The sequence below is a fragment of the Pseudomonas sp. p99-361 genome (assembly GCF_003935475.1).
Classification (GTDB): Bacteria; Pseudomonadota; Gammaproteobacteria; order Pseudomonadales; family Pseudomonadaceae; genus Aquipseudomonas; species Aquipseudomonas juntendi.
In genome coordinates, this window is sequence record NZ_RHQO01000078.1 from 1 (window position 1) to 20,671 (window position 20,671).

Genomic DNA, 20,671 nt, shown 5'->3' on the forward strand with positions numbered 1-20,671 from the left:
GCCATACCTTGTGGCAAACACCTGTCAGCCCTAAGGCGATCCCTGTGGGAGCTGGCTTGCCGGCGATTGGGCCGCAAAGCGGCCCCCGTACGCAGGTGTAACTTACAACCCGTTGCGCGCCTTGTACTCGCGACGACGGCGGTGCAGCACTGGCTCGGTATAGCCATTGGGCTGCTTGCCACCTTCGACCACCAGCTCCACTGCCGCCTGGAACGCAATGTTGTCGTCGAAGTTCGGCGCCATCGGGCGGTACAGAGGGTCAGCGGCGTTCTGCTGGTCGACCACCACCGCCATACGCTTGAGGCTTTCCAGCACCTGCGCCTGGCTGACCACGCCGTGGCGTAGCCAGTTGGCCAGCAGTTGCGCGGAGATGCGCAGGGTGGCGCGGTCTTCCATCAGGCCGACGTTGTTGATGTCTGGCACCTTCGAGCAACCGACACCCTGGTCGATCCAGCGCACGACATAGCCGAGGATGCCCTGGGCATTGTTGTCCAGCTCGTTGCGGATCTCTTCGGCCGACCAGTTGGTGTCGGCGGCCAGCGGGATGGCCAGGATATCGTCCACCGACGCCGGGGTGCGCGAGGCCAGCTCACGCTGGCGTGCCTGTACGTCCACCTTGTGGTAGTGCAGGGCATGCAGGGTGGCGGCAGTGGGCGACGGCACCCAGGCGGTGTTGGCACCGGCCAGCGGGTGGGCGATCTTCTGCTCGAGCATGGCGGCCATCAGGTCGGGCATGGCCCACATGCCTTTGCCGATCTGCGCACGGCCTTGCAGGCCGGTCGCCAGGCCGACATCGACGTTGTTGTTCTCGTAGGCACCGATCCACTTCTCGTTCTTCATGGCACCTTTGCGCACCACGGCGCCGGCTTCCATCGAGGTGTGAATTTCATCGCCCGTGCGGTCGAGGAAGCCGGTGTTGATGAACGCGACGCGCTCGGCAGCGGCCTTGATGCAGGACTTGAGGTTGACCGTGGTCCGGCGCTCCTCGTCCATGATGCCGACCTTCACGGTGTTGCGCGGCATGCCCAGCAGGTCTTCGACCTGGCTGAAAATCTCGGCGGCAAACGCCACTTCCTCAGGGCCATGCATCTTCGGCTTGACGATGTACACGCTGCCACTGCGGGTATTCTTGCGGCTGGTGTTGCCGTTGAGGTTGTGCAGGGCGATCAGGTTGGTGAACAGGCCATCCTGGATGCCTTCCGGAATTTCGTTACCCTGGGCGTCGAGAATTGCCGGGTTGGTCATCAGGTGGCCAACGTTACGCACGAACAGCAGCGAACGGCCGTGCAGGGTCACGCTGCCACCGTTGGGCGCAGCGTACTCGCGGTCGGGGTTCATGGTGCGGGTGAAGGTCTTGCCACCTTTGCTCACGCTTTCGGCCAGGTCGCCCTTCATCAGGCCCAGCCAGTTGCGGTAGACGATGACCTTGTCGTCGGCATCGACGGCGGCGACCGAGTCTTCGCAGTCCATGATGGTGGTCAGTGCCGACTCCATCAGGATGTCTTTGACGCCAGCGGCGTCGGTGCTGCCAACCGGGGTGCTGGCATCGACCTGGATTTCGAAATGCAGGCCGTTGTGTTTCAGCAGCACGGCAGTGGGTGCCGCGGCATCACCCTGGAACCCGATCAGTTGGGCGTCGTCACGCAGGCCGGTGTTGGTGCCGCCCTTCAGGGTGACCACCAGCTTGCCGGCTTCGATGCGGTAGGCGGTGGAGTCGACGTGCGACCCAGCCGCCAGCGGCGCGGCTTCGTCAAGGAAGGCGCGGGCGAAGGCAATCACCTTGTCGCCACGCACTTTGTTGTAACCCTGGCCTTTTTCGGCGCCGCCTTCATCGCTGATGGCATCGGTGCCATACAGCGCGTCGTACAGCGAACCCCAACGGGCGTTGGCGGCGTTGAGGGCAAAACGGGCGTTCATCACCGGCACGACCAGCTGCGGGCCGGCCATATGGGCGATTTCTTCGTCCACGTTCTGGGTGGTGGCCTGGAAATCGTCGGCTTGTGGCAGCAGGTAGCCGATTTCCTGGAGGAAGGCTTTGTAGGCTGCGGCGTCATGGGCCTGGCCTTTGCGTGCCTGGTGGTAGGCGTCGATCTTGGCTTGCAGCTCGTCGCGCTTGGCGAGCAGGGCTTTGTTCTTTGGAGCGAGGTCATTGATGATCTTCTCTGCACCCGCCCAGAATTGCTCGGCGACGATGCCGGTCCCGGGGATGGCTTCGTTGTTCACGAAGTCGTACAGGACCTTGGCGACCTGAAGGCCACCGACTTGAACGTATCCAGTCATTGCTTGCCTCACTCTGCTCAGCTATTTCGCTCTTCTGTATTAAGCCTGTAGCGCTTCTCTAAACACGTACCAGTACTTGCCCCCGGGGAAGACCCCGAGCGCGGCTGGGTGCAGCCCGCCAGACTGGCTGGCAGACAGTGTGCGTATTTTCACAGGCGCCTTGGCAGACATCCAAACGACGTTTTGTAGTCCGCGCCACGGGATACTACATGAAGCAGTAGACGGGGCAAAATCAGACTAAAAGCGCCGTTGTGCGACCCATTGGTCGCGTATGGTCACGCTGGGAGCAGGTATGTTCGCAAAAAAAGGGTGGATTGTTCCAGATAAATCTTGAAACAGTACACGATTGGCTGTGCGGATTGCCCTGCGGCAGGTTGCCGCGCCTTGCCTATACTGAGCCGACCCCCCGATTTTCTGCGCCTGGCGCGGTTCGACACGAGGAACGGCTTGTGGATCATCTTGTACTGACTGTTATCGCCCCTGACAAGGCCGGCCAGGTGGAACGTGTTGCGCAGTGCATCGCCGACCACAGCGGCAACTGGCTGGAAAGCAGCATGTCACGCATGGCCGGGCAGTTTGCCGGGATCCTGCGGGTGGCGGTGCCGGCTGAACATCACGATGGGCTGGTGGCGGCGTTGCAGGGCCTGGACCAGTACGACATTCGCGTGCTGGTGGCCGAGAGCGGAGTGGAACCCTCGTGTACCTGGAAGCCGATTGCCATGGAACTGGTCGGCAACGACCGGCCGGGGATCGTGCGGGACATCACTCGTTTGCTGGCGGAGTTGCAGGTGAACGTGGAACGGTTCACGACAGAAGTGCGGCCGGCACCGATGAGCAGCGAGCCGTTGTTCCATGCCGATGCCTTGTTGGCCTTGCCTCTGGCCTTGCCGCTGGACGAGCTGCAGCAGCGGCTGGAGAGTCTGGCGGATGACTTGATGGTGGAGTTGCGGTTGCGGGCGGAGGATTGAGTGGATTGGCCGGGGGCCGCTTTGCGGCCCATCGCGACGCAAGGCCGCTCCTACAGGGGATTTGGTACAGACATCCCTTGCGGTTATCCCAGTATCACGGGGAAGGCCCTGTGGATAACCTGGGGGTTCACCTCTCCAGCCCAGGCAATGCGCCCGCTGCGGAGGTTTGCTCAAAAAACACCCAAAATTCAGCAGCTTGTGCACAAAGCACGGGGACGAGGGTGTGGATAACCTTTGGAGATGTCTCTGCAGGCCAGGTACTCCATGGCCTGCAGAGTTTTGATCGTTTTTTGATCAGGCGCGCTTGCGCAAACTTAGCCAGGCGTCCACGCTGTAAATGGCCAGGCCAGCCCAGATGAACATGAAGGCTACCAGGGTGCTGGAGGACAAATGCTCATCGAACAGCAGCACCGCCTGCAGCAGTACCAGGGTTGGCGCCAGGTATTGCAGGAAGCCGAGGGTGGTGTAGGGCAGGTGCCGCGCTGCGGCGTTGAAGCACACCAGCGGTACCAGAGTCACCGGCCCCGCCGCCATCAGCCAGAGCGCTTCGCTGCTGGTGTAGAACGCGCCTTGTGCACTCATGGCCGTTGGGTGCAGCAGCAACCAGCCCAGGGCCAGCGGTACCAGCATCCAGGTTTCCACAACCAACCCCGGCAGCGCCGCAACCGGGGCCTGTTTGCGGATCAGCCCGTAGAAGCCAAAGCTCAGCGCCAGCGCCAGCGACACCCAGGGCAGGCTGCCCACCTGCCACACCTGCTGGGCCACGCCAACTGCAGCCATGCCCACTGCCAGCCATTGCAGGCGGCGCAGCCGCTCGCCCAGCAGCAGCATGCCCAGCAGCACGTTGATCAGCGGGTTGATGTAGTAACCCAGGCTGGCCTCGAGCATGCGCCCGTTGTTGACCGACCACACATAGGTCAGCCAGTTGAAGGCGATCAGCGCCCCGCTCAGGGCCAGGACCCCCAGCCGGCGCGGGTTGTCGCGCAGCTCGCGCCACCAGCCGGGGTGTTTCCACAGCAGTAGCAGCAGCGAGCCGAACAGTGCCGACCAAAGCACCCGGTGGACGATGATCTCCACCGCCGGGACGCTCTGGATTGCCTTGAAGTAAATCGGGAACAGGCCCCAGATGATGTAGGCGCTCAGGCCCAGGAGATACCCGCGACGCGGGTTTGCGGCGTGCATGCAGAATCCTTGCTTAGGTAGCTAAATAAAGCGACCCCTATTGTAGACAGAGGCGTGCACCCTTTTAGAACAATTTCAGTGGCGCTTCATCCAGCGCCGCCATTTGTTCGCGCAGGGCGAGGATCTGATCGCCCCAATAGCGCGGCTGGCCGAACCAGGGGAAGCTGGGCGGGAATGCCGGGTCATCCCAGCGCCGCGCCAGCCACGCGCTGTAATGCAACTGGCGCAGCGCCCGCAGCGGTTCGATCAGGGCCAGCTCGCGCGGGTCGAAATCGTGGAACTCGTTGTAGCCGTCGATCAGTTCGGCCAACTGCCCCAGGCGCTCCTGGCGGTCGCCAGCCAGCATCATCCACAGGTCTTGTACAGCGGGGCCCATGCGGCAGTCGTCGAGGTCGACCACGTGGTACACGTCTTCGCGGTGCATCAGGTTGCCGGGGTGCAGGTCGCCATGCAGGCGGATGAGCTGGTGCGGGGTGCGGGCGTAGATGTCCTCGACCCGCTTGAGCAGGTCGCGGGCCACTGACGCGTACGCCGGCAGCAGCTCGCGGGGTACAAAGCCCCCATCGAGCACAGTGTTCAAAGAGGCATGGCCGAAACTGTCCACTGTCAGCGCTTCACGGTGAGCGAACGGTTTGCAGGCGCCGACGGCATGCAGGCGGCCAAGCAGTTGCCCCAGGCGGTAGAGCTGGTCGAGGTTGCCAGGCTCCGGGGCATGGCCGCCACGGCGCGGGAACAATGTGAAGCGAAAGCCCTGGTGCTCGAACAAGGTACGGCCGGCGTGCTGCATGGGCGCTACGACCGGCACTTCGCAATCGGCCAGTTCAGCGGTAAAGCTGTGTTCTTCGAGGATGGCCGCATCGCTCCAGCGGCCAGGCCGGTAGAACTTGGCGATCAGCGGCTGCGCCCCCTCGATGCCCACCTGGTAGACGCGGTTCTCGTAGCTGTTCAGTGCCAGCACCCGGGCATCGCTGAGAAAGCCGAGGCTTTCCACGGCGTCCAGGACCAGGTCAGGGGTGAGGGTATCGAACGGATGGGACATGTGAGCTCCGGGGGTATACGGCATGAGCTCCATGGTACAGGGTTATCCCTGTAGCGTACCCGTAGGGTTTACCCGCGAACCGCCTGCGCCACGGCCGGCCTAGGCAGGCACCCCGAGCAACACATAGGCAGGGTGGAACTGAACCCGTACCTGCTGGCCGGCCAACCAACCCGCCTCTGCCATGGCACACAGCGTTTGCCCGTTGCCCAGCGCCAACCGGACTTCATTGGGCCCGTCGGCCTCCACCAGCACGTCTTCTACCGTGGCCCGCAGGCAATTGCTCCCCGCTTCAGGCTTGTCCCCCTCGGCCAGCAACTGCACCCAGCCTGCCTTGAGCAGCGCCACCACCCTGCTGCCCAAGGTCAGCTCCAACCGCGCGGTGCTGTCGTGGGTGATCAGCGCGTCGATCTCCAGCCCGCCACCCAGCGCCAGGCTGACCCGGTCATAGCGGCCCTCACGGCGCAGGCCGCTGACCTGGCCCTGCAGCTGGTTGCGCGCGCTGGTGCGTAGCATCAGGCGCCCAAGCAAGTCGAGGTCGCTGGAGTCTTCCGCGGCCTCGAGAATTTGCGCCTGTAGGGCCTGCAGCCTTTGGTACAGGCGCAATACGCGCTGACCCTCCACCGACAGCCGGGCGCCTCCACCCCCACGCCCGCCAGTGCTGCGCTCGACCAACGGCTGACTGGCCAGGTTGTTGAGCTCATCAATGGCGTCCCAGGCTGCCTTGTAGCTGATGCCCGCCGCCTTGGCCGCACGGGTGATCGAGCCTTGCTCGGCAATGTGCTGCAGCAGTGCGATGCGCTGCGGGCGCCGGGCGATGTGCTGGGTGAGTATAGTGGGCAAGGACATGGGCATCCGGTCGCTGTAGGGGCCTGGGGCGAATAGTGTGGCGTAGCGGCAGGGTTATACATACCCCGGCTTCGGCGTACGCGCCAGGCAATACACATCCACCCGCTGTGCCCCGGCTTTGCGCAACACCTGGGCAATGGCCTGGGCGGTAGCGCCAGTGGTCAACACGTCATCGACGATGGCGACGTGCTTGCCAGGCAGGTCACCGGCGACCGCAAAGGCCTGGCGCAGATTGCGCCGCCTGCCTTTGGCACTCAACCGCTGCTGCGCGGGGGTTTCCCGAGTGCGCAGCAGTACCCGCTCATCGCACCGTATGCCCACGTGCGACGCCAGCCAGCGGGCCAGCAGCCCGGCCTGGTTGAACCCACGCTCGCGCAGTCGACGCCTGGCCATGGGCACAGGCAACAGCAGTTCAGGGCGTGGCAACCCCTCGGCATAGCGGTAGCGTAGCCCTTGCCCAAGCAACTCGGCCATCAAACGCCCCAACGGCCACTGCCGGTTGTGCTTGAAGCGGCTGATCAACGTGTCGACCGGAAAGCCGAAATGCCACAGGGCAAAGACCTTTTCGAACGCCGGCAAGCGGCGGCTGCACTGGGCGCAGGCGAGGCCGGCCATGGGCAGTGGCAGGGCGCAGTAGCGGCAATGGTCGCCCAGCCAGGGCAGCTCTTGCTCACAACCGACGCACAGCGGGTAGTGTTGCCCGGCAGGCGCGTCGCACAATAAACAAATCTGGTTAATAAGTGAGCACTTGTAAACCAGTCGTTTCCAGTTGAGTTGACAGTTCATAGGCCATCCGTGACTATGCGAGTTATCCGTGATGCGCTGGCGGGCTTTCCTGTCCCCGCGCCAGCTTAAGCCTAAACAAGGAAACGCCGATGAGCGCCAGCACAACTGCAACAACACGTCACGACTGGTCCCTGGCCGAGGTCAAGGCCCTGTTCCAGCAGCCTTTCAATGACTTGCTGTTCCAGGCGCAGACGGTGCACCGCGCGCATTTCGACCCCAACCGCGTGCAGGTTTCGACGTTGCTGTCGATCAAGACCGGAGCCTGCCCGGAAGATTGCAAATATTGTCCACAGTCCGGCCACTACAACACTGGGCTGGAAAAACAGAAGTTGATGGAAGTGCAGAAGGTGCTGGAAGAAGCAGCACGCGCCAAAGCCATTGGCTCGACCCGCTTCTGCATGGGCGCGGCGTGGAAGCACCCGTCGGCCAAAGACATGCCTTATGTGCTGGAGATGGTCAAAGGGGTGAAGGCCTTGGGCCTGGAAACCTGCATGACCCTGGGCAAGCTCGACCAGGAGCAGACCCAGGCCCTGGCCCAGGCCGGCCTCGACTACTACAACCACAACCTCGACACCTCGCCGGAGTTCTACGGCAGCATCATCACTACGCGCACCTACAGCGAGCGCCTGCAGACCCTGGCCTACGTGCGCGATGCGGGCATGAAGATCTGCTCGGGCGGCATCCTGGGCATGGGCGAGTCGCTGGACGACCGCGCCGGGCTGCTGATCCAGCTGGCCAACCTGCCCGAACACCCCGAATCGGTGCCGATCAACATGCTGGTCAAGGTGGCCGGTACGCCGCTGGCCGAGGAGGAAGATGTCGACCCGTTCGACTTCATTCGCATGCTGGCCGTAGCCCGCCTGTTGATGCCCAAATCGCATGTGCGCCTGTCTGCCGGCCGTGAGCAGATGAACGAGCAGATGCAGGCCCTGGCCTTCATGGCCGGTGCCAACTCGATTTTCTACGGTGAAAAACTGCTGACCACTGCCAACCCGCAGGCTGACAAGGACATGCAGCTGTTCGCGCGCCTGGGCATCAAGCCTGAAGCGCGCGAGGAGCACGCCGACGAAGTGCACCAGGCCGCCATCGAGCAGGCGCTGGTCGAGCAGCGCAGCAGCGAGATGTTCTACAACGCCGCGACCGCCTGAGATGGCATTCGACCTGGCGGCGCGCCTGGCCGAACGGCGCGCTGCGGACCTGTACCGGCAACGGCCACTGCTGGAAAGCCCGCAAGGCCCGGAGGTGGTGGTCGACGGCCAGCGCTTGCTGGCCTTCTGCAGCAACGATTACCTGGGCCTGGCCAACCACCCTGAGGTGGTTGGCGCCTGGCAGGCCGGTGCCGAGCGCTGGGGTGTCGGTGGCGGTGCGTCGCACTTGGTGATCGGCCATAGCACCCCACACCACCAGGTCGAAGAGGCGCTGGCCGAGCTGACGGGGCGCCCTCGTGCGCTGCTGTTTTCCACCGGCTACATGGCCAACCTGGGTGCCATCACCGCGCTGGTGGGGCAGGGCGACACGGTGCTGCAGGACCGCCTGAACCATGCCTCGCTGCTCGATGGCGGGCTGCTCAGCGGTGCGCGGTTCAACCGCTACCTGCACAACGACCCGGCCAGCCTGGCCAGCCGCCTGGACAAGGCCGTTGGCAATACTCTGGTGGTCACTGACGGTGTGTTCAGCATGGACGGCGACCTGGCCGACCTGCCGGCCCTGGCCGAGGTCGCCCGGGCCCGGGGTGCCTGGCTGATGGTGGACGATGCCCATGGCCTGGGCACCCTTGGCGCTCAGGGCGGTGGTATCGTCGAGCACTTCGGCCTGGGCGTGGACGATGTACCGGTGCTGATCGGTACGCTGGGCAAGGCCTGCGGTACTTCCGGTGCCTTTGTTGCCGGGAGCGAGGAACTGATCGAGGCGCTGGTGCAATTCGCCCGCCCCTACATCTACACCACCAGCCAGCCACCGGCACTGGCCTGCGCCACGCTGAAGAGCCTGGAGCTGCTGCGCCGCGAAAGCTGGCGCCGCGAGCACCTGGCCGCATTGATTCGCCAGTTCCGTGAAGGCGCGCAGCAGATCGGCCTGGAACTGATGGACAGCCCCACACCGATCCAGCCGATCGTGATTGGCGACAGCGCGCAGGCCTTGCGCCTGTCGCGCATGTTGCGCGAGCGCGGCTTGCTGGTCACCGCCATCCGCCCACCGACCGTACCGGCGGGCAGTGCCCGTTTGCGCGTAACACTGAGCGCCGCCCACAGCCAGGCGCAGGTGCAGCTATTGTTGAATGCATTGGCCGAGTGTTATCCACAATTGGAGAACGCCGATGCGTAATCGCCTTGTACTACTGCCCGGCTGGGGCCTGGGCACTGCCGCACTGGAACCGCTGGCCGCCAGCCTGCGCGCCCAGGACCCCCGTCTGCAGGTAGAGCTGATGCCCCTGCCGGAATTGCCCCACAGCGATGTTGAGGCCTGGCTTGAGCACCTCGACCGTAAATTGCCGGGCGATGTCTGGCTAGGTGGCTGGTCGTTGGGCGGCATGCTCGCCAGCGCCCTGGCACACAAGCGTGGCGACCACTGCTGCGGCTTGCTCACCTTGGCCAGCAACCCCAGTTTCGTTGCCCGTGGCGACTGGCCGCATGGCATGGCCGAAGACACCTTTGGCACTTTCCTCGACGGCTGCCGCAGCCATACCCAAGTCACCCTGAAGCGCTTTCGCAGCTTGTGCAGCGATGGCGCCCAGCAGCCGCGTACCCTGCTGCGCCAGCTGGGTGTCGGCGTACCGGACACCGACCCTCTGTACCTCGCCACCGGCCTTGAAGTGCTGGCCAAGCTGGATACCCGCGAAGCCCTGCAGGCTTACGGCGGCCCGCAACTGCACCTGTTCGCCGGCAGCGATGCGCTGGTGCCGGGCGAGGCAGCCAAGGCCTTGAGCGAGCTTCTGCCTGATGTGGAAGTGGGCCTGGTAGAAGACAGTTCCCACGCCTTCTTGCTGGAGTACCCGCAAGAGCTGGCGGCGGGCATCAAGAGTTTCCTGCATGAGAGTGGCGATGACTGACCTTTCCTGTCCGACCCTGCCCGGCGCTTTGCCCGACAAACGCCAGGTAGCGGCTTCGTTCTCCCGCGCTGCAGCCAGCTACGACAGCGTAGCCGCGTTGCAGCGCGCCGTGGGCTTGAGCCTGTTGGGGCAAGTGCCGGCAGGCTGGCAGCCATTGCGCTGGCTGGACCTGGGCAGCGGTACCGGCCATTTCAGCCGTATCCTGGCTGAGCGGTTCGCCCAGTCCAGCGGTGTGGCGGTGGATATCGCCGAAGGCATGCTGCGCCATGCCCGCAATGAACAACGCGGTGCGCACTACCACGTGGCCGGCGACGCCGAGCGTTTGCCATTGCGCGATGCCAGCGTCGACCTGGTGTTCACCAGCCTGGCCGTGCAATGGTGCGACCAGTTCGCCAGTGTGCTTGCCGAGGCGCTGCGGGTACTGCGCCCGGGCGGCGTGCTGGCCTTCAGCAGCCTGTGCGTAGGTACCCTCGACGAACTGCGTGCCAGCTGGCAGGTGGTGGACGGCCTGGTGCATGTAAACCGCTTCCGCCGTTTCGAGGACTACCAGCGCCTGTGTGCCGCCAGCGGTTTTGAGCAGCTTGAGCTGCATCGCTGTGCGCATGTGCTGCATTACCCGGACGTACGCAGCCTGACCCACGAACTGAAGGCGTTGGGGGCGCACAATCTCAACCCTGGGCGACCGTCCGGGTTGACTGGCCGGGCACGCATGCAGGGCCTGTTGCAGGCGTACGAGGCATTTCGCCAGCCTTCCGGGCTGCCAGCCACCTATCAGGTGGTCTATGGTGTGTTGCGCAAGCCACAGGCGTAAGGGGAGCGAGATGAGCAAGGCCTATTTCATCGCCGGTACCGATACCGATGTCGGCAAGACCACGGTCGCGGCCGGGTTGCTGCATGCGGCGCGGTTGCAAGGCTTGAGAACCCTGGGTGCCAAGCCGGTGGCCTCTGGGTGCACGATGACCCCCAACGGCTTACGCAACAGTGACGCCCAGGCGCTGATTGATGAAAGCACCATCAAGTTGCCCTATGCGCAGGTCAACCCGTTTGCGTTCGAGCCTGCAATTGCGCCGCATGTGGCCGCCCGCGAGGCGGGGGTGACTTTGGAGGTGGCAGAATTGCTGGCGGCCATGCGCAATGTGTTGCAACAAAATGCCGATTTCACGTTGGTAGAGGGGGCTGGGGGCTGGCGTGTGCCGCTTTCGGGGCTGGAGAACCTTTCAGATCTGGCGGTGGCCCTGCAGTTGCCGGTGATTCTGGTGGTGGGGGTGCGGCTGGGGTGTATCAGCCATGCCTTGCTCAGCGCCGAGGCGATCGAGCGCGACGGGCTGCAGTTGGCAGGCTGGGTGGCGAACATCATCGAGCCGCGCACTTCACGGCTTGAAGAGAACCTGGCCAGCCTCGCCGAGCGCTTGCCAGCGCCTTGCCTGGGGCGGGTGCCCAAGCTGAAGCAGGCCAGTGCAGACAAGGTGGCTGAGCATTTGCAGCTGGATTTGCTGGATTAGGTGCTGGAATACTCAGGGCCTATCAACTGGCACCGGGCCATTAGCGATTTAAACGGGCCTTTTTACCGACGGCCTGTTTTAATGGGTTGTGTTCCTATCCAGCGTCAATGGAGTCCTGACATGGAAATCACCGGTAGCTCCGCCTATTACGCGGGCCTGAGCGCTATACAAGCCGGCCAGAACCGCGTCGATCAGGCTGCCAGCCAGATCGCCAACACCACCGCCGAACGTACCGCCACCAGCCAGTCCAGCGACTTCCAGGCCGAACGCCTGCGTGCGGTCGACCGCAGCCAGCAGATGGACCTGGCCACCAGCCTGGTGCAACAGGCGGTCGGCAAGACCGAAGTCGAGCTTGGCGCAAAGGTCGTCAAGGCATCCGACGAAATGCTCGGCCGGATCATCGATACCTACGCCTGACAGAGTGCCGATTTCGAATAACACATAGCCCCTGTAGGAGCGGGCGTGCCCGCGAAAGCGTCAGCTCAGGCAACCCATTGCCTGGCCGGGCCCTTTCGCGGGCATGCCCGCTCCTACAGGGTATTGTTTTTATTGAGCTTGGCATAAACGCCATTTTTCGCGGCGTAAATGGCACTATCGTCCCTCCTTGACAGAAGCCGGAGCTAAACGTAAGTTTCAAACAACTGTTTGACAGACGCCGCGGCGCACGCGGGTCACCCCACAGAACTCACCTAGAGGTTCATCGCAATGCCTGACTACAAAGCCCCCTTGCGTGATATCCGCTTCGTTCGCGACGAGCTGCTCGGTTACGAGGCGCACTATCAGAGCCTGCCGGGTTGCCAGGACGCAACGCCCGACATGGTCGACGCGATTCTTGAAGAAGGTGCGAAGTTCTGTGAGCAGGTGCTGGCGCCGCTGAACCGTGTGGGTGACCAGGAAGGCTGCACCTGGAGCGAGTCGGGCGTGAAAACCCCAACCGGCTTCAAGGCGGCTTACGAACAATTCGTCGAAGGCGGCTGGCCCAGCCTGGCACATGATGTGGAACACGGCGGCCAGGGCCTGCCAGAGTCGCTGGGCCTGGCCCTGAGCGAGATGGTCGGTGGTGCGAACTGGTCGTGGGGCATGTACCCGGGCTTGTCCCACGGTGCCATGAACACCATTTCTGCGCACGGCACCGCCGAGCAGCAGCACACCTACCTGACCAAGCTGGTGTCCGGCGAATGGACCGGCACCATGTGCCTGACCGAGCCACACTGCGGTACCGACCTGGGCATGCTGCGCACCAAGGCCGAACCGCAGGCTGACGGCAGCTACAAGGTGTCGGGCACCAAGATCTTCATTTCCGCCGGTGAGCACGACATGGCCGAGAACATCGTGCATATCGTTCTCGCGCGCCTGCCGGATGCACCGGCCGGTACCAAGGGCATTTCGCTGTTCATCGTGCCGAAGTTCCTGCCCAACGCCGAAGGCGGTGTGGGTGAGCGCAATGGCGTGAGCTGCGGCTCGATCGAACACAAGATGGGCATCCACGGCAACGCCACCTGCGTGATGAACTTCGATGGCGCCACCGGCTACCTGATCGGCCCGGCCAACAAAGGCCTGAACTGCATGTTCACCTTCATGAACACCGCGCGCCTGGGTACCGCGCTGCAGGGCCTGGCCCACGCCGAAGTCGCGTTCCAGGGTGGCCTGAAGTACGCCCGCGAGCGTTTGCAGATGCGCTCCCTGACCGGCCCCAAGGCACCGGACAAGGCCGCCGACCCGATCATCGTCCATCCGGACGTGCGCCGCATGCTGCTGACCATGAAAGCGTTCGCCGAGGGCAACCGCGCGATGGTCTACTTCACCGCCAAGCAGGTGGACATCGTCAAGTACAGCCAGGATGAAGAAGAGCGCAAGAAGGCCGATGCCCTGCTGGCCTTCCTCACCCCGATCGCCAAGGCGTTCATGACCGAAGTCGGTTTCGAAGCGGCCAACCATGGCGTGCAGATCTATGGCGGTCACGGCTTCATCGCCGAGTGGGGCATGGAGCAGAACGTGCGTGATAGCCGTATCTCGATGCTGTACGAGGGCACCACGGGCATCCAGGCCCTCGACCTGCTCGGCCGCAAGGTGCTGATGACCCAGGGCGAAGCGCTGAAGGGCTTCACCAAGATCGTGCACAAGTTCTGCCAGGCGCAGGAAGGTGTCGAGGCGGTCAAGGAGTTCGTCGAGCCGCTGGCAGCCATCAACAAGGAATGGGGCGAGCTGACCATGAAAGTGGGCATGGCTGCCATGAAAGACCGCGAAGAAGTGGGTGCGGCCTCGGTCGATTACGTGATGTATTCCGGCTACGCCTGCCTGGCCTACTTCTGGGCCGACATCGCCCGCCTGGCCGCTGAAAAGCTGGCCGCCGGCACCAGCGAAGCGGCGTTCTACACCGCCAAGCTGCAGACCGCGCGCTTCTACTTCCAGCGCATTCTGCCGCGTACCCGCACGCACGTGGCGGCCATGCTGTCGGGCGCCAACAACCTGATGGACATGGACGAAGAGAGCTTCGGCCTGGCGTACTGATTCAGCCGCTGTAGCCAGAACCCGCCTGCCCTTACCGGCAGGCGGGTTTTTTTTCAGGCCCAGGCCCCTCAACAACACCCTGGCCGATTTGAAATTCAACTGTTCGGGTACACTGCCGATGAAATAAGGGCACAATGCCACTATTGATCTGCCGGGTCGGAGATTACCCTTGTTTCGTTTTAACGCTGTACGTGCCAGCCATTTCCTGCCCTCGCTGCTGCTGCTGTTGGCAGGGCTCGCCGCAGCTTATGTGAGAGACCTCAGTGTGTTTTTCACATCGCTGTTCAATGTTCTGCCCACCTTGGTGCTGCTGCTGGGTGGCGCTTACTGCGCGGTGTATCGTCGCCAACGTGAGCTGTTTCTGATGCTTACGGTATACATCGCCTACTTTCTGCTCGACACCCAGACCGACTTCTACCGCGACCACGGCCGTGTGCGCGAGGATGCAGCGGTGGTCTTCCACCTGGTATGCCTGCTGTTGCCGGCATTGTTCGGCCTGTATGGTGCCTGGCAGGAGCGCACCCACCTGCTGCAAGACCTGGTGGCCCGTGGCGCCGTGCTGTTTGCCGTGGGCAGCGTGGCAGTGGCCCTGGAGCAAAGCTACCCCGAGGCGCTGTTGACCTGGTTGGCGGAGATTCGCTGGCCGACCTTGCATGGCCAGTGGATGAGCCTGATCCAGTTGGCCTACCCGCTGGTCGCGGGGGTGTTCATCCTGCTGGTGGTGCAGTACCTGCGCGCGCCGAGGCCGTTGCACGCGGCCCAGATCATCGGTCTGCTGGGCATTTTCTGGATGCTGCCGCAAACGTTCATCCTGCCGTTCACGCTGAACATCATGTGCAGCCAGGTGATGTTGATGATCGCCGCAGCGGTTGCGCACGAGGCCTACCAGATGGCCTTCCGCGACGAGCTGACCGGTTTGCCCGGCCGGCGTGCGTTGAACGAGCGCATGCAGCGGCTGGGTCGCAACTATGTCATCGCCATGACCGACGTTGACCACTTCAAGAAATTCAACGACACGCACGGTCACGATGTCGGCGATCAGGTGTTGCGCCTGGTGGCCAGCCGTTTGGCCAAGGTCACCGGTGGTGGGCGTGCCTACCGCTATGGGGGAGAGGAGTTCGCCTTGGTGTTCGCGGGCAAGACCGCCGAGGAATGCGTGCCCCATGTGGAAGCGGTGCGCGAGGTGATCGCCAACTATGTGATGCACCTGCGCGACAAGTACAACCGCCCGCAAGACGATACCGCCGGGCGCCAACGCCGCGCCGGCAGCAGCGGCGGCACGGTTTCGGTGACCATCAGCATTGGCGTTGCCGAGCGCCAGGCCGATCACCGTAACCCCGAAGCCGTGCTCAAGTCGGCCGACCAGGCGCTCTACGACGCCAAAGGCGCAGGGCGCAATTGTGTGGTGGTGCATGGCCAGCAATCGCGGCGTGGGGCTGTACGTACTGCGTGACCAAAATAGACTAAGCGGTCCATTGATGACCCTATGTCTCGTAAATGTTGTTCGGTTACACTGGCATCAACCCCAGTGTCGCGGTACCCCGAGACCGCCCAGCCCCCACTTGCGAGAGGTTGTCATGGCTGACTATAAAGCGCCCGTGCGCGACATGCGCTTCGTACTGAATGAAGTGTTCAACGTGGCTGAGCAGTGGGCGCAATTGCCCGGGCTGGCCGAAGTCGTCGATGCCGATACGGCCATGGCCGTACTGGAGGAGGCTGGCAAGGTGACCGCCAAGACCATCGCACCGCTCAGCCGCGCGGCCGATGAAGAGGGCTGCCACTGGGACAATGGCGCGGTGCGCACACCGGCCGGCTTCATCGAGGCCTACAACACCTACGCCGAAGGTGGCTGGGTGGGCGTGGGTGGCGACCCGCTGTTTGGCGGCATGGGTATGCCCAAGGCCATTTCGGCGCAGGTCGAGGAAATGGTCAATGCCTCGAGCCTGGCCTTTGGCCTGTACCCGATGCTGACCGCCGGCGCCTGCCTGTCGATCAACGCCCACGCCAGCGAGGCGCTGAAGGAAAAGTACCTGCCCAACATGTACGCCGGTGTATGGGCTGGCTCCATGTGCCTGACCGAACCGCATGCGGGTACCGACCTCGGCATCATCCGCACCAAGGCCGAGCCACAGGCGGACGGCAGCTACAAGGTCAGCGGCACCAAGATCTTCATCACCGGCGGCGAGCACGACCTGACCGAGAACATCATCCACCTGGTGCTGGCCAAGTTGCCGGATGCGCCGGCTGGGCCGAAGGGCATCTCTCTGTTCCTGGTGCCCAAGTTCATGGTGAACGAGGATGGCAGCCTCGGTGCGCGCAACCCGGCCACCTGTGGCTCCATCGAGCACAAGATGGGCATTCAGGCGTCGGCTACCTGCGTCATGAACTTCGACGAGGCTGTGGGCTATATCGTCGGTGAGCCGAACAAAGGCCTGGCAGCCATGTTCACCATGATGAACTACGAGCGCCTGGGGGTCGGTATCCAGGGGCTGGCGACGGCCGAGCGTTCCTACCAGAATGCCGTGGAGTACGCGCGCGACCGTTTGCAAAGCCGTGCCCCCACCGGCCCGCAAGCCAAGGACAAAGCCGCCGACCCGATCATCGTCCACCCGGATGTGCGGCGCATGCTGTTGACCATGAAGGCACTCATCGAGGGCGGCCGCGCGTTTTCCACCTATGTGGCCATGCAACTGGACAGTGCCAAGTACAGCGAAGACCCTGGCGTGCGCAAACGCAGCGAAGAACTGGTGGCATTGCTTACGCCGGTGGCCAAGGCCTTCCTGACCGACCTGGGCCTGGAGTGCGCGGTGCACGGCCAACAAGTCTTCGGCGGGCATGGCTACATCCGTGAATGGGGCCAGGAGCAACTGGTGCGTGATGTGCGCATCACCCAGATCTACGAGGGCACCAACGGCATTCAGGCCCTCGACCTGATGGGGCGCAAGGTGGTGGCCAGCGGCGGCGCCTACTACACGCTGTTCTCCGACGAAATTCGCCAGTTCATGGCCAGTGCGGGTAGCGAGCTGGATGAGTTCACCCGCCCTCTGGGTGCTGCGCTCGGCCAGCTGGATGGGCTGACTGAATGGGTACTGCAGCAGGCCAAGGGCAACCCGAATGAAATTGGCGCAGCATCGGTCGAGTACCTGCATGCCTTTGGTTATGTCGCCTATGGCTACATGTGGGCATTGATGGCGCGGGCGGCGAAGGCGGGGGAGGGCGACGAGGCGTTCTATTCGGGCAAGCTGGGCACGGCGCGGTTCTACTTCGCGCGCTTGCTGCCACGGGTGGATTCGCTGGTGGCCTCGGTGAAGGCGGGCAGTGAGTCGCTTTACCTGCTGGATGCCGAACAGTTCTAGCTGATTCAGGGGCCGCACAGCGGCCCCTGTGCTTCGCGTATCTGCGAATGCCTCTCTTGTGTAAGCCTTTTCCTACACAACGTGGTGACTTTTCACCACTGTTCTCAGATTGGATCCACGGCTAATCTTTACCACATGGACGTTGCGCAGGAAGCGCAAAGGACAGATCAAGGATGGCGACGAAGGACCACCTGCCAGGATGGCGGGGCGATACGGATGTCACAGGGAAACAGTCTGGAAAACCCCGCTTCGGCGGGGTTTTCTTTGCGCGCGTGTTTTATCAGGCCAGCACATCCAGCGGTGATGCGCCCAGCTGTCGCGCGTCTGTCTCTTCTTCCAGCAGCGTACGCAGCAGTTCGACCGATGCCTGCTGGCGCTGGGCATCGCGGAACACCAGCCCTACCTTCAACGGTACTCGCGGCTCGCTCAGCGGCTTCCACAACAGCCCTGGGTCGTCCTCGGCGGCGTCTTTGGCCCGGCCTGGCAGAATGGTTGCCAGCGCGGTGTGCGCCAGGCTGTCGAGAATACCCGCCATGTTGTTCATCTCGGCCTGCACCTGCGGCCGCCGCCCCTGGCTGGCTAACTGGGCCTGCCAGATCTGGCGGATCTGAAACTCCTCGCCCAGCATCAGCATGGGCAACTCGGCCGCCTGGCGGATGGACACCTTCTTGAAATCCTTCAGTGGGTGGGTGGCGGGTATCACCAATTGCAGCTCGTCCTCGTACAGCAACAGGCCATGCAGGCCGGGCTGGCGTGGCGGCAGGTAGCTGATGCCGATGTCCAGGTTACCGCTGAGCAGGCGCCGCTCGATCTCCAGCCCCGATAACTCGTAGATCTGCACCACCAGGTGGGGTTGGGCCTTGCGCAGCCGTTCGAGCAATTGCGGCACCAGGCTGGGGCGTACCGTTTGCAGCACACCGATGGCCAAGGTGCGCAAAGACTGGCCCTTGAAGTTGCGCATGGCCTCGTGGGCACGCTGCAGGCCATCGAGCAGCGGCAGGGCATGGTTGTACAGGGTATGGGCCGCCAGGGTCGGCAGCAGGCGCTTGTTGCTGCGCTCGAACAGGCTCAGGTCCAGGCTGTGTTCCAGTTGGCGGATCTGTTGTGAAAGCGCTGGCTGTGACAGCGACAGGCGCTCGGCGGCGCGGCCGACGTGGCCCTCTTCGTACACCGCGACGAAATAACGCAGTTGGCGAAAATCCATAAGTGATGCTTATCAAAATTGCTGGAAAATCGAAATGGCGGTAACCCCTCGTGGCGCCTAGTCTATCGCCGTATTCCAACGGGTTACAGCGCTGAATCAGTCGATTGTTACCGTGGATGAGAAACACTTTTGATAGGCAAGACAAAATAATGAGCGGCGGCGCCAAGACCGCCCTGTGCTCGCCCCTTACCGTGCATTGGCTGGAGCCCCGATGAACCTGTTCAACCTGCGCCGCTCGGCCCCGACCGCCGCGGCCGAGCCCAAGCCTGTGCCGGTGCGTGTGCCACCTGCTGCCGAGTTGTCGCGTGACTGCCTGATGCCCGGGACCGAACGGCCTGCGCAGGTGTTCGTGCGCGGGCAGGGCTCCTGGTTGTGGGACGATGCCGGGCATGCCTACCTGGACTTCACCCAGGGCGGCGCAGTGAACAGCCTGGGCCATAGCCCCAGCGTGCTGGTCAAGGCGTTGGGCAGCCAGGCCCAGGCGCTGATCAACCCAGGCGCGGGGTTTCATAGCCGTGGCCTGCTGGCGCTGGCCAACCGCCTGTGCCAGAGCACCGGTAGCGACCAGGCCTACCTGCTCAACAGCGGTGCCGAAGCCTGTGAAGGGGCGATCAAGCTGGCGCGCAAGTGGGGCCAACTGCACCGCAGTGGCGCCTATCACATCATCACCGCCAGCCAGGCCTGCCATGGCCGCAGCCTGGGCGCGCTGTCGGCGTCCGACCCATTGCCCTGCAACCGCTGTGAACCGGGCCTGCCCGGGTTCAGCAAGGTGCCGTTCAATGACCTGGCGGCGCTGCACGCCGAAGTGGATTCGCGCACTGTGGCCATCATGCTGGAGCCGGTGCAGGGCGAGGCCGGGGTAATTCCGGCGAGCCGCGAGTACCTCAAGGGCGTGGAAACCCTCTGTCGTGAGCTGGGCATCCTGCTGATCCTCGATGAGGTACAGACCGGCATAGGGCGCTGTGGCGCATTGTTGGCCGAGGAGACCTATGGCGTGCGTGCCGACATCATCACCCTGGGTAAAGGCCTGGGCGGTGGTGTGCCACTGGCCGCGTTGCTGGCCCGCGGTACGGCGTGCTGCGCCGAACCGGGCGAGCTGGAGGGCAGCCACCATGGCAATGCGCTGATGTGCGCTGCGGGCCTGGCCGTGCTGGATACCGTACTGGAGCCCGGCTTCTTCGGCCAGGTGCAGGACCACGGCCGCCACCTGCGCGACGGCCTGAGCCGCCTGGCGGGGCGTTATGGCCAGGGCGAAGTACGCGGGCAAGGGCTGCTGTGGGCGCTGCAGCTGAAGGAAAACCAGGCGCGTGAACTGGTGGCTGCCGCCCTACACGAAGGCTTGCTGCTCAACGCCCCACAAGCGGATGTGGTGCGTTTCTCTCCGGCGCTGACCGTGAGCAAGGGCAATATCGACGAAATGCTGCTGCGCCTGGCCCGCGCCTTTGCCCGCCTGCATGCGCAGCAGCATGCGCGCCGCGAAGTGTCGGCCTAAGTGTCGGGGTAAGTGGCACGTTAACCAATTCTACGAACCGTCTGGCGTTCCTGCGCATCGCCCCTGGCCTGTTCCATTCGGCCCGGGGCGTTTTTTTTGCCTGTGGAACCTCCAGGACCAGCGGCTAGTCTGTGTTGTAACCCCTTCAGGAGAGACTCACATGGACTTTATCCGCATTATCATCGCCATTATCTTGCCGCCGCTCGGGGTGTTTCTGCAGGTTGGGTTTGGCGGGGCGTTCTGGCTGAACATTCTGCTGACCCTGCTGGGGTACATTCCAGGGATCGTGCATGCGGTGTACATCATCGCCAAGCGTTAGCCTGCCCAGGCTTCATTACCGGCAAGCCGGGTTCCCACAGGTTGGTGCAGCATTTAACGCCTTCGCTGTACCTGTGGGAGATTCTATGGTTCCTGGCAAGGGTAGCCGGAGCATCTTCAGCGCCTGTGAGATCGAGCGCC

The 20,671-nt window shown here is 63.5% G+C and carries 18 protein-coding genes; 12 read left to right on the forward strand and 6 right to left on the reverse strand.

Annotated features, from left to right (window positions below):
* Window positions 1-102: 102 nt before the first annotated feature.
* Window positions 103-2,280: a malate synthase G gene (locus EGJ22_RS22655; protein WP_009681522.1), complete on the reverse strand. Its 2,178-nt coding sequence runs from the start codon at window positions 2,278-2,280 to the stop codon at window positions 103-105.
* Window positions 2,281-2,729: 449 nt separating this feature from the next.
* On the opposite strand from EGJ22_RS22655, the gene EGJ22_RS22660 reads away from it, so the two are divergent.
* Window positions 2,730-3,248 carry a glycine cleavage system protein R gene (locus tag EGJ22_RS22660; protein WP_029886360.1) on the forward strand — a complete coding sequence of 173 codons (519 nt, stop codon included), beginning with the start codon at window positions 2,730-2,732 and terminating at the stop codon, window positions 3,246-3,248.
* 294 nt (window positions 3,249-3,542) lie between these two features.
* Here EGJ22_RS22660 and rarD read toward each other — a convergent pair whose 3' ends face one another.
* From rarD to EGJ22_RS22680, 4 genes are all read right to left on the reverse strand, one after another.
* Window positions 3,543-4,430: an EamA family transporter RarD gene (gene rarD, locus EGJ22_RS22665; protein WP_029886359.1), complete on the reverse strand. Its 888-nt coding sequence runs from the start codon at window positions 4,428-4,430 to the stop codon at window positions 3,543-3,545.
* Between the two features lie 64 nt (window positions 4,431-4,494).
* Entirely contained in the window at window positions 4,495-5,469 is a 975-nt protein-coding gene (locus EGJ22_RS22670; RefSeq protein WP_009681525.1) for a serine/threonine protein kinase, read from the reverse strand.
* Window positions 5,470-5,568: 99 nt separating this feature from the next.
* Complete coding sequence (locus tag EGJ22_RS22675) at window positions 5,569-6,315, reverse strand: TOBE domain-containing protein (protein ID WP_029886358.1); 747 nt, start codon at window positions 6,313-6,315, stop codon at window positions 5,569-5,571.
* Between the two features lie 54 nt (window positions 6,316-6,369).
* Entirely contained in the window at window positions 6,370-7,101 is a 732-nt protein-coding gene (locus EGJ22_RS22680; RefSeq protein WP_029886357.1) for a ComF family protein, read from the reverse strand.
* 89 nt (window positions 7,102-7,190) lie between these two features.
* On the opposite strand from EGJ22_RS22680, the gene bioB reads away from it, so the two are divergent.
* The 9 genes from bioB to EGJ22_RS22725 all read left to right on the forward strand — a co-directional run bounded on the left by bioB (window position 7,191) and on the right by EGJ22_RS22725 (window position 17,516).
* Window positions 7,191-8,249 (forward strand): biotin synthase BioB, encoded by a 1,059-nt coding sequence (gene bioB / locus EGJ22_RS22685; protein WP_009681528.1) that lies wholly within the window; start codon window positions 7,191-7,193, stop codon window positions 8,247-8,249.
* A 1-nt stretch (window position 8,250) separates the two neighbouring features.
* Window positions 8,251-9,423 (forward strand): 8-amino-7-oxononanoate synthase, encoded by a 1,173-nt coding sequence (gene bioF / locus EGJ22_RS22690; RefSeq protein ID WP_029886356.1) that lies wholly within the window; start codon window positions 8,251-8,253, stop codon window positions 9,421-9,423.
* Window positions 9,416-10,147, forward strand: a complete 732-nt coding sequence (locus EGJ22_RS22695) for an alpha/beta fold hydrolase (protein ID WP_029886355.1) — start codon at window positions 9,416-9,418, stop codon at window positions 10,145-10,147. The genes bioF and EGJ22_RS22695 overlap by 8 nt, the downstream gene beginning before the upstream one ends.
* Window positions 10,140-10,958: a malonyl-ACP O-methyltransferase BioC gene (gene bioC, locus EGJ22_RS22700; protein ID WP_029886354.1), complete on the forward strand. Its 819-nt coding sequence runs from the start codon at window positions 10,140-10,142 to the stop codon at window positions 10,956-10,958. Before EGJ22_RS22695 ends, bioC begins: the two co-directional genes overlap by 8 nt.
* Before the next feature lie 10 nt (window positions 10,959-10,968).
* On the forward strand, window positions 10,969-11,649 hold the full coding sequence (gene bioD, locus EGJ22_RS22705; protein ID WP_029886353.1) for a dethiobiotin synthase: 681 nt from the start codon (window positions 10,969-10,971) through the stop codon (window positions 11,647-11,649).
* Window positions 11,650-11,769: 120 nt separating this feature from the next.
* Entirely contained in the window at window positions 11,770-12,066 is a 297-nt protein-coding gene (locus EGJ22_RS22710; protein ID WP_009681533.1) for a hypothetical protein, read from the forward strand.
* A gap of 288 nt (window positions 12,067-12,354) precedes the next feature.
* Window positions 12,355-14,160: a phenylacyl-CoA dehydrogenase gene (locus tag EGJ22_RS22715; protein ID WP_029886352.1), complete on the forward strand. Its 1,806-nt coding sequence runs from the start codon at window positions 12,355-12,357 to the stop codon at window positions 14,158-14,160.
* Window positions 14,161-14,329: 169 nt separating this feature from the next.
* Window positions 14,330-15,613 (forward strand): diguanylate cyclase, encoded by a 1,284-nt coding sequence (locus EGJ22_RS22720; RefSeq protein WP_009681535.1) that lies wholly within the window; start codon window positions 14,330-14,332, stop codon window positions 15,611-15,613.
* 124 nt (window positions 15,614-15,737) lie between these two features.
* Complete coding sequence (locus EGJ22_RS22725; protein WP_029886351.1) at window positions 15,738-17,516, forward strand: acyl-CoA dehydrogenase C-terminal domain-containing protein; 1,779 nt, start codon at window positions 15,738-15,740, stop codon at window positions 17,514-17,516.
* A gap of 280 nt (window positions 17,517-17,796) precedes the next feature.
* Here the strand turns inward: EGJ22_RS22725 and EGJ22_RS22730 are convergent, their stop codons facing one another.
* On the reverse strand, window positions 17,797-18,720 hold the full coding sequence (locus EGJ22_RS22730) for a LysR family transcriptional regulator (RefSeq protein WP_029886350.1): 924 nt from the start codon (window positions 18,718-18,720) through the stop codon (window positions 17,797-17,799).
* Window positions 18,721-18,931: 211 nt separating this feature from the next.
* Between EGJ22_RS22730 and EGJ22_RS22735 the strand changes: the two genes are divergently transcribed.
* Window positions 18,932-20,212 carry an aspartate aminotransferase family protein gene (locus EGJ22_RS22735; RefSeq protein WP_009681538.1) on the forward strand — a complete coding sequence of 427 codons (1,281 nt, stop codon included), beginning with the start codon at window positions 18,932-18,934 and terminating at the stop codon, window positions 20,210-20,212.
* Window positions 20,213-20,372: 160 nt separating this feature from the next.
* Window positions 20,373-20,531, forward strand: a complete 159-nt coding sequence (locus EGJ22_RS22740) for a YqaE/Pmp3 family membrane protein (protein WP_009681539.1) — start codon at window positions 20,373-20,375, stop codon at window positions 20,529-20,531.
* The last annotated feature ends 140 nt before the right edge of the window (window positions 20,532-20,671 follow it).